The sequence below is a fragment of the Brucella sp. TWI432 genome (genome assembly GCF_039674445.1).
Lineage (GTDB): Bacteria > Pseudomonadota > Alphaproteobacteria > Rhizobiales > Rhizobiaceae > Brucella > Brucella chromiisoli.
Genome location: NZ_JBDJNL010000002.1, coordinates 49212 through 61078, shown reverse-complemented (window position 1 = coordinate 61078; position 11867 = coordinate 49212). Strand labels below are relative to the sequence as shown.

Below are 11867 nucleotides of genomic sequence, written 5' to 3'. Positions count from 1 at the left end.
AACGGATGTCTCTGATTTTTGAACTTTCAGTCTATGCTTCTTTCATCATCTTTTTACTGCTGGGGGTGTGTTTCTACGCTATGGGCCATATTGCGCTCCACCTGCTTTCCCAGCATGCAAACCATGATGTGTTGTCCGTACCAATCGGTGCATTCATAAGCACAATCGCAACGGCATGGGCATTATCGCTGGGGTTTGTTGCCGCCGATATCTGGACCGCAAACTCCAAAGCGGACCAAGCCACCAGTGAAGAAAGATCATCGATTTCACGACTTGTTGGCGCCGCAAGCCCCGATATTCTCAATGTACCTGCCTTGCGCAGCGCGCTTGTCGATTATCGCGATGCAGTCGTGAAAGACGAATGGCTGAAACACAGCAATATCGAGCCGGCAGTAGCGGTCGAAATCGCATTGCAGAACATCCGCCGCGAGATTGTCGACCTCGCACGAACGGATATTCCGACACCCATCATTTCGCAGCTCGTCCATGATTTCGATGAATTGCAGGACGCGCGCAATACGCGCTTGTCCGTAGGGTCGACCTCTGTCGATATGTATAAATGGTATATGCTGCTGTTTCTGACGATCCTCACGGCCATCACCATCGCAGCCACCCATGCAGATAGAGTGGTAGCTGGCATCAAATCCTTGATTATCTATTCAACCACCGCTGCATTTTGTCTGTGGATCTTGGCAATCCATGCCAACCCCTATCAGGGAATTGAACGCATACAACCCTCACTTTTGTTCACAAACCATAAGCTGGGATAATCCGCCATCATTACATGCTTCCCAAATAGCCGCCATTTAAGGCCATTGATGCTAGCGATCGGCGCAACAGTTTTGTTCGCAGCCATTCCGCAGGCCAATGCTGCAACCTTTCGGGTTTGCCACGGCTATGACTGCTCCTATAAAACCAAAGTCATCCTCACTGCGAAGGACTTGAGCCGCATTGAGCGCCTGTTGCGGCAAGGCGCTCAATCCCCTGCCGACGAGCGCAAGGCGCTGCGGCAAGCCGTGGCACTTTTTGAGGAGCGCAGCACACTCACAATCGGAGTGCGCGACAAGCCACGCATGCAGTTTGGTCGGGCACGCATCAAGGGGCAAATGGATTGTGTTGACGAATCAACGAATACAGACAACTTTATCCGCTATCTTCATTCTCGCGGTTGGCTGAAATATCATCAGCCCGCACGCAAAACGACGCGTGGCAGTTTCTTTGATGGCCGCTATCCACATTGGACAGCCGTCATTGAGGACAACAGCGGTGTGAAGTGGGTGGTAGACTCTTGGTTTGAAGCAGGCGGCGGCCTGCCAGACATCATGCCTTTGAGCGAATGGAAACGCCGTGGCTATGGCGGCGAACGATGAAAACTCATGAACATGTGAACGAAGTACCATTTGAAAAGCAGGGGGTTATCAATGTCTATTCTGAAAAAATCATTTACAGCCGCATGCACCAGCGTGCTCGTCGCTGCCAGCATGCTGGCGGCACCGGTCGTGGAAGCGTGCACACGCGTGGTCTATCTTGGCGCCGATGATCAAATCATCACAGCACGCTCGATGGACTGGAGTGTCGATGTTGGCACCAACCTCTGGATTTTCCCGCGCGGCATGAAACGCAGCGGCGAAGCTGGTCCAAACTCCATCCAGTGGACCTCAAAATATGGCAGCGTCATCTCATCAGGCTACGATATTTCCACCACCGACGGAATGAACGAGGCCGGTCTCGTCGCCAACGTGCTATGGCTGGTTGAATCCCAATATCCTAAATATGACGGCACAGGTCCAGGACTTTCAATCGCAGCCTGGGCGCAATATGTTCTCGATAATTTCGCCACTGTCGATGAAGCTGTCACAGCGCTGAGCGCCAATCCCTTCACAATCGTCACCGATTATGTTCCAGGCGAAAACAGGCTTGCAACACTGCATCTTGCAATATCGGATGCATCCGGCGACAGTGCAATTGTAGAATATATCGACGGCAAGCAGGTCATTCACCACAGCCCAAAATATCAGGTTCTGACCAATTCGCCGACCTTTGACGAGCAACTCGCCCTTCATTCTTACTGGACGCAGATTGGCGGCACCGTGATGCTGCCGGGCACAAACCGGGCTTCGGACCGCTTCACGCGCGCGTCATTTTATATCAATGCCGTTCCAAAAACCAACGATGCGGTTGAATCCATCGCAAGTGTGTTCAGCGTCATCCGCAACGCTTCCGTCCCTTACGGCTTAACGACACCGGACCAGCCCAATATCTCTTCGACGCGCTGGCGCACGGTGTCTGACCAGAAACGCAAACTGTATTTCTTTGAATCAGCCCTCACGCCGAATATTTTCTGGGTTGATCTGAACACAATTGATTTTTCTGCCGACAAGGGAAAAGTGCAGAAACTTGATCTTGGTCCTGATCAGCGCAACATTTTTTCAGGTGTTGCAAACAAGGAATTCAAGGACGCAGAACCTTTCAAGTTCCTGGGAATTTAAAGCGCGCTATGATTCAATCAAATCGAAACGCATTCTAAAGCCCATCCAAAAAATCTGAACCAATTGCCTTTTCACGCGTTAACTCATCACAACAACCAGAACGGAGGAAATCCAATGGACTGGAACCGCGTAGAAGGCAATTGGAAGCAAGCAAAAGGTAAGATCAAGGAGCAGTGGGGCAAGCTCACTGATGATGATCTCGACCAGATCAACGGTCGCCGCGAACAGTTGGAAGGCAAAATTCAGGAGCGCTATGGCATCGAGAAGGACCGGGTAAAATCGGATATTGATGACTGGTATAAACACCAGAGCTGGCTCTCGTGATAACAGCGTATTGAACATAGAATAAAGCCCTGCCCTTTGGCGGGGCTTTATTCTTTAAAACTCTTGTTAATTAGAGCATTTCCAATAATTCAATCCAAACAGGAAACACTCTAGCAGCGATCAACGCGTTGAAGGGATGCAGACAGCCCCATCAACGAAAAACTATAGCGGGTCTGAGTGCCGCGCGCGGATGTGGCTTGCACATTTACCGTGCGCCCTGACCGCATGGCGCTGACAATACGTGCCTCATCGCCCTCATTCTGTGCCCAGGCGCGGTTTCCTTCGCTAAAGAATGGAAACTGTGCACCATCGATCATCACTTTCACTTTGCTATTAGGCTTCAGGTCATATCCCATCACAAGTTGCGGGCTATAACTCGCGCCAGTCTTGGAAATGATGATGAAATTATCGCCATGCCGGACACCTGCGGGAAGGAAACTCGACGGCACGGTTAAAGCGTAGCATTTATTTCCGGGCAACTGCGTGTTTTGATAAACGCCCCAGTCCCTGAATTCGCCAATATGGCTTGTTTTAGCCGAAGCCGCGAGAGAATTCGCCACCAACCCTGCAAGCGCCAACGCAACAGTGGTTGTCATTTTATTCATTGCCTAAAACCTCCATATCCAAGAAATCACGCACCATGAAAAATTGTTTCATTGCGTTACTATTTCCTTAACAGACTCCTAAAAACTTGTTGACCGAGTGCAATCGTCACACCGAACACCCAATCCAGAGGCTTACTGATGTTGTCCTTCGACAAGGCGTGCTAAAAAATTGCGGAAGGATGAGCGGAGCATAAAGCGAAATAATATGGTCCGCACTTGGTTAGGCCGCCGCTTCTGCCCTCACCGATATTCGTGAGAATAAATATAATCGGCTCGCAATAGAGCCGCGCAAGACTGGCTTCAAGTCTGATGCTGTCATGGGGGATAATGGGGTATGGGCGACTCCTGCCATCACCGCATAAATCAGCTGCGCAGCCCTAACTTCGATCCAAAAGAAAAGGCTTTCTACAGATTGGAAAATAGTCGAGCTCATTGGCCCGTAAGAGGCGCAAAACGACTTTGCTTCCGCGGAAGCGATCCAGAATGAAAGGGAAACGCTCTAAAAGAGCCCCACATCGATTTCCACAAATATAGAATTTAAAGCCGCCGAAATATATTTCGGCGGCTTCTTTATTTTTAGAACTTAACATTCAAAGTTGCGTTGAAACCATTCTGCTTGGTTCCACTGCCAAACTGACCAACATAACTCAAACCAAACTTCGCGTTTTCCGTAATAGCCATATCGAATCCTGCTTCAACCAAAGCAGCATCCTTTGCTATAGCTACCCCTTCCACGGTGAAAAGGTTGCTCCCTGCAAACAGATGGGTGGATTCAGGTGATATGTCACCATAGGCGTGACGCCATCCTAACGTACCTTTGAGGTTTGCACTCGCACCACCAAGAGGAAGTGGTGCCGATGCACGCATACCAAGCGTGGTGAATGTTGTGTTTGTATTGTTACCATCGACAGCAAGTGCGGCCGCTCCGCCTTTCTCTGTGAAGCCATCAGTGTGAAGGCGCACATGTGAGAGATTAGCAAATGGCTCAAAGGCAGCGACAGTGGTATCTATGCGATATCCCAATTCGCCGAATGCCTGCAGGGTTCTAGCATGATAGTCTGCACCGAGGCTGTCACTGAAGCCAGTGTAAGAGACTGAACGTGAAGAATCGATGTTGTGCCAAGTATGAACGAGACCAGCACGGAGGCCGATTGGGCCCCACTGATTGCCTCCATAAATGCCCAGATGCCAGTTGTCACTGTCTGCGAAAGCATTGCGGCCCTTACCATTGAGGTCCGTTTGGCTATAGCCACCAACAACACCCAAACGCCAGCCGGAGTTAAGGCCTACATCGACACCTGAAAGGAAACCACCAGTGGATGTCTTGAGTCCTCCAGCATTAGAATTTCCGTCATGCTTTACCCAGGAACCAAATCCGGATGCCCATACACCGTAGTCCAATGATGTCGACCTTACTGCATCAAACGGCTGCGGAGCACTGCCCTTTGGTGACTGCGCGAAGGACAGAACCGGGACATTTGGTGAACCAACACCTTCAAAGGCTGCACGCAGACGATTGTTAATCGCATCTGCCGTCAGGTTCGCTGTATCAATCAGACCCGTTTTGACGGACGCATGTATATCGCCCGAAAGCTGGTTGAAAGCATCGCGTGCTTCAGCTTCATCTGTCAGGAACAGAATGGAGTTGTAAAGACCCAATGCTGATCCCTCTTGAGCAAGGCTATCAAGGGCGCGCGCTGTAGAAATTTCATTTGCCGACTTTGCCACCTTTTCAAAGACAACAGGATCAACCGAATCGGCAATCACGCCAACTTTCAAATCGACCTTGTTGGCCTGATGGTCTAATGAAGTCGTCAAGAATACTGATTTTGATACGGCTTCAGAAAACGTTCCATCAATACCATTCGCGGCAGTCAGGATCGTGTATGTCTGGCCATCCTGATAGCTGACTTTGTTATCCAAAGCGAAGACGTCAACACGTCCGCCCTGAAGATTTGCCTTACCAGTGGTCTCAATACGGTCACTTGTTCCATTACCGGCGATTTCGACTTCATAAACAGAGTCAGCACCGAAGGTAACATCTCCGCCAACGGTCATGGTTCCAATAGAATTACCTGGACGAAGCGTACCATGAGCGGTCAAATCACCGTCAATATTCCAGTTGCCACCCATAATAGATGTCTGGTCAAGAACAACATTCCCAGAAACTATAATAGGAGCACCGACCGTTCCACCACCAGTTACTGATTCAGAATACAGCTCTACGTTTCCTGCAATCGATGCCCCTGTTGAATGGAAGATATATGTACTGCCTGTTGCGACGACATTCCCCCCGATTGAGGTACCTTCAGCGAAAGATAATTGAGTGCCTGATTCAGTTGTAAGATCCTGAATGCCGGAAATCTTACCGTTGAATTTTGCATTCTTTTCGACGTTTACGTGTGTCTGGCCTGAACCTTTTTGGTCAGTATCAACGATGTCTCCGCTCGCTTCAGAACCCGCCCTCAAAGTAAGGTTCATATTGGCGTCTTTACCGTCGCCTGTGCGGTCGACCTGAACAAGCACGCCGTTATTGTCAATAGCAACGGTTCCCGCTCCAAAGGATACGTTAGCAACGTCATCAGAAGATTTGAAACCTACCGATATCGTTGGCCCTTGCGCGCTTTTAAGAACGGTTCCTTCAACATTAATAGTTCCAGAGCCATCAATTTCCAACGCGGCCGCATTGTTACCTTTTGCTTCTATAGATCCGCCATTAAGCGAGACTTTTCCGCCATTCTTCACGAATACGCCCGAAGCAGAATCACCTTCTGTAACAACGTTGGTATTGGCAGCAACAATTGCACCCGCTTTAACCGCATTCACATCGTTGTTCGCGATCAAACCGAATGCATTGCTCCCGATTGTTTTAATATCCGAATCCGAAAGCGTGATTGTGGAGTAGGATTCTGCAAATACACCAAAACCATTGTCGCCAGATGTCGAGACGCTAACAGTGCCTTCGATTTTACCACCATCAATGGCGTGCAATCCAAAAGCATCATTTTTAACAGTCGTAACTTTTGCGCCATTCGTTAGTGTAATACGCGACTGATCCAAGCCATTTGGAGTACTGCCATTCACACCAGCCTGAACACCATGAGCCTTCGGCCCTTCAGTTGAAACGACCGCATTAGAAATGATCGTCGAATTTTTACCAGCTAGCAAACCAAACGACCGCTCACCCTTTGTGACGACCGTTCCACCATTCAACTCAATCTGACCACCGTTATTTGCAAATGCGCCGTATGACCAATCTTTATTGGTATCAACCTTCACATCAGTGGCTACAATTTTACCGCCTACCGCGTTCAAATCGTTGTTGGCAATTAGACCATGACCCTTTTCACCATTCGTGGTGACTGAACCACCAGTTTGATTGATAGTGGAAAAAGATTCAGCGAATACACCGAAGCCATTATTCCCAAATGTCGTAATATCCGCTTGACTATGTATGGTTCCGCCGTCAATGGCATGAAGCGCGAAGGAATCTGCCCCGCCTGTCTCCACCTTAATGTTGCCGGTCAAACGGATTTCAGATTTGTCTTTCCCATCGGCATTCGAGCCTTTAGCACCAACCTGTACGCCATGAGCCTTATCACCTCCTGTGGCGATATAGATGGAACCTTGGCCAACCGTTGACATTTCAAGCACACTAGGCGCATCCACACCTTGAGAAACCAAAACTCCCCACGCACGCTTAGAAGGCGCCGTCGTCGAAGCCTTAACTTCTAAATTTTCTTCAGACGCAATGGTTTTTGTGTTGCCTTCCCGGTGAATAATTGCCGCCGTATTTTCTACAGCCGTCAACATAGGATCTGCCTGAGCAGTTGAAGCCAAGCCCAAGATCAGCAGCATAGCTGTTGAAGCTAGCGTGGATTTTTTATTTCTCGAAAAAATAGACATATACACCCCAGATAAATTCGCCCCATTTTAGGAGATTTGGTAAAACCACTTTGATGGCCGCACCAATTCATCAATCCCAATTAATTATTAGTAGTAGCTAAATTTCATGGTATGTTTAATAAAAGAAGTGTTTTACAGGTGACTTTTCCGCCTGCGTTGCATTTTTGTAACTATCTCACCACTAAAGCGAGAAAATTCATCTTGAAGTTTTGCATTTTCAAAGCCTAAAAATATTGCAAAAGGCAGAACCGTTATTTTCTTTAATCATGCCTCATCGGAAAAATAATCCGCAATAAGATAAAAAATTACCGACGCATATATAAGAATTTTACGAAAAATTGACATCTATTAGTTTCCAAATCAGCTAAATCATTCTTCAATAATTTATTTAGGATACCATGATGGCGAACATGGATATTTCTGATCATTAACATTATATTATTGCCTCATAAAGCGACGGAAAGACTCTACTTTATTTTGGAAAAAAATATTAAATCAAAATTATAATTAATATTATTCATATTTACCAATGGAACTACTTAATATGCTCAAAAGCTGCTGCGAAGCCCCTCAAAGAAACGTCTATCGTTTTTTCTTTCCCATCGGCAGCCCCCTCAAATCTCACGGAGATCATTTTGGCATCTTTCAAGGCATCTACGGCCTGAGGTCCAAATTCCAAGGGTACAATGCAACCCGCAGGTATGCATGTTTTGAATGCCAGGCGCGGAGCATTTGTTTGAGTCCCATCCAGGCCCAAAGAGACCCCCTTGCTCACATCGATTCCGAAGGGCAAGATCATACTCCCCGTTGCGGAAGTCCCTGATCGTATGATTTCTAATGCTATCAAACGCTGCTGGGCATTCGGTTGTCCTTCAATCTGTCCCGCCACTTGCTGAACCGCCGCACAAAGCCGCTTCCCGCTCTTCTCCTTGCACACTGCCTGCCAGTCTCCATATATTTCGGTTACGGCTTTTGGCTGTTCAGACGCTGCAAAAACAGGAAAGCTCATGGCTAAGAGAATGACAAAACTTGCTTGAGCAGATTTCAATAGATTAAACATGCTACCCCTGATGTGTTGAAGACGCCGGAGAATAACATTCTCCGGCTTCTCTCTTGTCATGATAAAGTGCCGCTTAGAATTTCCACTGCAGGCGCGCCTTGGCGCCATTATCCTGAGACCCCTTACTAAACTGTCCTGAATACGAAATGCCGACACTCAAACCATCGGTGAACTTCCGATCGAGCCCGAACTCCATAACTCCCACGTTTTCTGCAATCGGCACACCACCAGTCGAGAACCCATCCCCCCGGCCACAAAGCTTAATGTAGCAGCAGGATTGAGATCATTGTAAGCATGACGCCAACCAGCGGAACCATACAATTTTGTTGCGCCATCTTCAGACACTGCGATGCTCGCGCGCAAACCAATAGTTGAGAACACGGTGCCGGAATTGTTGCTACCAGCCTTCAATGCAGCCGCCCCACCATCTTCAGTAAAGCTTCCGCTGTTCAGGTGAACATATGCCAAGTTTGCAAACGGCTCTGCCACAACGCCCATGACATCGAATTGATGCGATACTTCACCAAAAACCTGCGTGACATGATTACGGTAACTGGCGGACAACGCATCTGTATAACCCGTAAAGCCGATGGCGCGTGATGTATCAATCTCCTGCCAGCTATAGGCAGTCCCCAACTTTACATCCAGCATGCCAGCTTTGCCGCCGCCATAAACACCGACGTGATAGCCAGCCGACTCGCCACTTGAATCCAACCATCGTGTATTGAAGTTTGAATGGCTATAACCAGCAAGTGCACCTATGCGCCATGAATTGTTAAGCGCGACATCTACACCCGCAAATCCTCCACCAATAGTGCGGTCAAGATCAGATGCACCATTGTTTGTTATATTTTCAAACCGCCCGCCAGAACCGAAGCCATGGCTCCACCATGAAATGCCATCATCTTTAATCGCTTCTTCCGCTCCAACGCCTCCCATGCTGCTGCGCAAACGTACAAAGGCTGCTTCACGAACAAAACGGCTGTCTTCTATCGAAACAGCTTGGCCAGACGAATGAATCCCACCGCCCAATTGTGTGAATGCGCGTTTTGCCTCGTTCTCGTCGGTCAAGTAACCGATGGCCTGATAGAGCGGGTTGTTCATATCGAGAGACTGTAGAGCGCCTGCAACAGCGCTTTGATTTCTGTTCAGTCCACTCAGCTGATCAAAGGAGCGGTTCTGAGAAACGCGCAACACAACAGCATTTGGATCGCTGTAATCAGCGACCAAACCATAGAATGTTGAGATGTATGTATCACCGGTTAATGTGTAGGTGCCTGATACACCGTCTTGTGCGCTGAGTACCTTGAAAGAAGCATCAAGAGCATATCGTTCACCCGTTACATTGTCGACATTCAAGACGGCACCATCTTCAATTGTGGCACTTCCGCCAGCAATAAGGCTGTCATTCACACCCGATTGTGCGACTTCGACCTGCCAAAGTGATCCACTTTGCTGCAGGATGTTCCCGGTCGCATCCAAAGTGCCAATGCTTTGGCCGGTAGCAAGTACAGAACCCTGTTTAAGTGTTAGGTTGCCAACGTGTCCTGTTCCACCAAACACTGTGCCGTTGCCAATCTCAAAGTTGCTTTGACTTAATTGAGAGTTGGCGATCACTTCTCCCTCTTCGACATAAAATGTACCGCTAAAATCGCCGTCGCCGGAAAGTGTGAGCGTTCCTGTTCCCGCTTTCACGAAGGAACCCGAGCCAGCAAGAACATTATTCAGTTCGCCAGCCTGTTGCTGACCGAAGATGACAAGACCGTTGTTGCTAATCTGACCCGTACCAAAGCTTGATGCCGTTCCCAAAGCAACACTGTTGGCGATGTTCGTGCCACCTGCATATCGATTGTTGTTTCCAAGTTGAGTTACACCACCACCTGCAAGGATAAGGGAACCTGTGCCGGAGATGTCTCCTCCGAAATCAACTTTATCCGAACGATGAATGACAAGCGTTCCGTTATTGGCAACGTCACCACTGATCGAGCCCGCGCTAGCGCCATCGCCAACGACCAGTGTTCCGCCCTCGATTTTTGTACCACCGGTGTATCCATTGGTGTTTGTCAGTGTGACGGTGCCGCTCCCGGTTTTGGTCAGCTCTGCTGAGCCATTCAGAACGCCATCAACCTGTCCCGCGCTGACAGAGATCGCCTGTGAGGCATTGATCTCAGCATCGTTGGCGAGCATACCACCCGAAAGTGTATAATCGTCAACATTCACGGTGCCGTTTTGGACTGTGCCACTCGTTTGGACCAGAGCCTGCTGCGTCTGCGTTGTACCGCCCAGTTCCAGCGTCCCGCCACTCACAGTCGTTGTGTTGGTGTCGGCACCCAGTGTACCATTGCCTGAAAGCGCGAGAGTGCCGCTTTTCAACGTTGTACCTCCCGAATGAGTATTCTCACCGGTGAGAGTAACTTGTCCGTTGCCGCTATCGGAACTGTCAACAAACGTTATTTTTCCTGGCTGCGCCGAATCTGCGTCCGAGAATGTCCCCGTAATGGTATTATTATTACCATTCGCATCAATCGTATTTGATGCTGAAGAATCAAGCGTAAAGTCATTAGAATATGACTGATTGTCTTCGTTTGCGACGAGCGTGCCGCCAGTAAAAACAGGATTTACAGTATCGCCCAGATTGCTCGCATCATATGTTATTCCCTCTCCCGTAATATCGGAAGTGGTTCCGGGTACGACGATCACTCCATCCGCCGTGATAATAAAGCTTCCCTTACTAATCGCATCTCCCGCCGGCTCCCAGTTTACCGTAAGCCCCGCCGTCGTTGCATAGCCGAACGTATAACTTCCTGGCTGAAGATTTAGAAACTCTGCATACTGAAAGTTATAAACACCGCTCGGATGAGGCGTGTCCGTCAATGTCTGCCCGTCAGAACTTGCATAAAAATAATTTTGACCAAGGACGAGACCCGCTGGCATATCTCCGTTTAAGAACGGCCCGGGGAACATCACAAAATTGCTCGTTGCAACTTCAACTCCGTCCTCAAAAAGTTTTGCAGCCCCCTCTGCCGCGATTGTGCCGGAATGCCAACTGCCATAGACGATCCGAGCGTTATAGAGACCCTCCGAACTCCCCGGGGAAAGAATGTATCCGAGCGAATCGGTATGCGCATGCGCTGCTATCGGCGCAACCATCACACCCAAAGCCACCAGGCCAATTTTGTTAAGATACCTGTGTTGCTGATTAAAATTCATGACAGCGGCAAGAATATTCAGCGAAACGGACGCAAGCAGGTTCTTCCTACATCTTGTTGTTCCGATCTGCCGCCCTGCCTGAACGTTTGCTTCTCTTTTAATAGAAAAATTGCCGTTAACTGAAGACATCTGTTCCCCACCGCCACACGAATAAGTGTTAGCTAAAAGTTGCTATATCCTTCTTGTGTAGCTGCCGGGAAATAACTGGACAATACTTTCAAATGTAACGAAACTTATTGAATGTAACGAAATGTAACTAAAACTGTGTATTTC

The 11867-nt window shown here is 48.6% G+C and carries 8 protein-coding genes; 4 read left to right on the top strand and 4 right to left on the bottom strand.

What is annotated here, in order from left to right; genetic code table 11:
* Window positions 1–5 precede the first annotated feature (5 nt).
* The 4 genes from ABE527_RS05380 to ABE527_RS05365 all read left to right on the top strand — a co-directional run bounded on the left by ABE527_RS05380 (window position 6) and on the right by ABE527_RS05365 (window position 2813).
* On the top strand, window positions 6–770 hold the full coding sequence (locus tag ABE527_RS05380; protein WP_396997609.1) for a bestrophin-like domain: 765 nt from the start codon (window positions 6–8) through the stop codon (window positions 768–770).
* Window positions 771–818: 48 nt separating this feature from the next.
* A complete protein-coding gene (locus tag ABE527_RS05375) occupies window positions 819–1370 on the top strand; it encodes a hypothetical protein (RefSeq protein ID WP_265985456.1) in 552 nt (183 codons plus the stop codon).
* A gap of 51 nt (window positions 1371–1421) precedes the next feature.
* Window positions 1422–2489: a linear amide C-N hydrolase gene (locus ABE527_RS05370; RefSeq protein ID WP_265985457.1), complete on the top strand. Its 1068-nt coding sequence runs from the start codon at window positions 1422–1424 to the stop codon at window positions 2487–2489.
* Between the two features lie 114 nt (window positions 2490–2603).
* A complete protein-coding gene (locus ABE527_RS05365) occupies window positions 2604–2813 on the top strand; it encodes a CsbD family protein (protein WP_265985458.1) in 210 nt (69 codons plus the stop codon).
* Window positions 2814–2923: 110 nt separating this feature from the next.
* On the opposite strand, the gene ABE527_RS05360 is transcribed toward ABE527_RS05365, so the two are convergent.
* The 4 genes from ABE527_RS05360 to ABE527_RS05345 all read right to left on the bottom strand — a co-directional run bounded on the left by ABE527_RS05360 (window position 2924) and on the right by ABE527_RS05345 (window position 11723).
* Window positions 2924–3418, bottom strand: coding sequence for an invasion associated locus B family protein (locus tag ABE527_RS05360; protein WP_499695645.1), 495 nt, complete (start codon window positions 3416–3418; stop codon window positions 2924–2926).
* Window positions 3419–3994: 576 nt separating this feature from the next.
* Window positions 3995–7324 carry an autotransporter outer membrane beta-barrel domain-containing protein gene (locus ABE527_RS05355; protein ID WP_499696357.1) on the bottom strand — a complete coding sequence of 1110 codons (3330 nt, stop codon included), beginning with the start codon at window positions 7322–7324 and terminating at the stop codon, window positions 3995–3997.
* 535 nt (window positions 7325–7859) lie between these two features.
* On the bottom strand, window positions 7860–8444 hold the full coding sequence (locus ABE527_RS05350; protein ID WP_499696356.1) for an invasion associated locus B family protein: 585 nt from the start codon (window positions 8442–8444) through the stop codon (window positions 7860–7862).
* A 96-nt stretch (window positions 8445–8540) separates the two neighbouring features.
* Complete coding sequence (locus tag ABE527_RS05345) at window positions 8541–11723, bottom strand: autotransporter outer membrane beta-barrel domain-containing protein (RefSeq protein WP_499696355.1); 3183 nt, start codon at window positions 11721–11723, stop codon at window positions 8541–8543.
* Window positions 11724–11867 lie beyond the last annotated feature (144 nt).

Excerpts from the sequence above, each read along its gene's own strand:
- ABE527_RS05375 (WP_265985456.1), top strand. The coding sequence starts at position 819 with ATGCTAGCGATCGGCGCAACAGTTTTGTTCGCAGCCATTCCGCAGGCC.
- ABE527_RS05365 (WP_265985458.1), top strand. The coding sequence starts at position 2,604 with ATGGACTGGAACCGCGTAGAAGGCAATTGGAAGCAAGCAAAAGGTAAG.
- ABE527_RS05355 (WP_499696357.1), bottom strand. The coding sequence starts at position 7,324 with ATGTCTATTTTTTCGAGAAATAAAAAATCCACGCTAGCTTCAACAGCT.
- ABE527_RS05380 (WP_396997609.1), top strand. The coding sequence starts at position 6 with ATGTCTCTGATTTTTGAACTTTCAGTCTATGCTTCTTTCATCATCTTT.
- ABE527_RS05370 (WP_265985457.1), top strand. The coding sequence starts at position 1,422 with ATGTCTATTCTGAAAAAATCATTTACAGCCGCATGCACCAGCGTGCTC.
- ABE527_RS05345 (WP_499696355.1), bottom strand. The coding sequence starts at position 11,723 with ATGTCTTCAGTTAACGGCAATTTTTCTATTAAAAGAGAAGCAAACGTT.
- ABE527_RS05350 (WP_499696356.1), bottom strand. The coding sequence starts at position 8,444 with ATGACAAGAGAGAAGCCGGAGAATGTTATTCTCCGGCGTCTTCAACAC.
- ABE527_RS05360 (WP_499695645.1), bottom strand. The coding sequence starts at position 3,418 with ATGAATAAAATGACAACCACTGTTGCGTTGGCGCTTGCAGGGTTGGTG.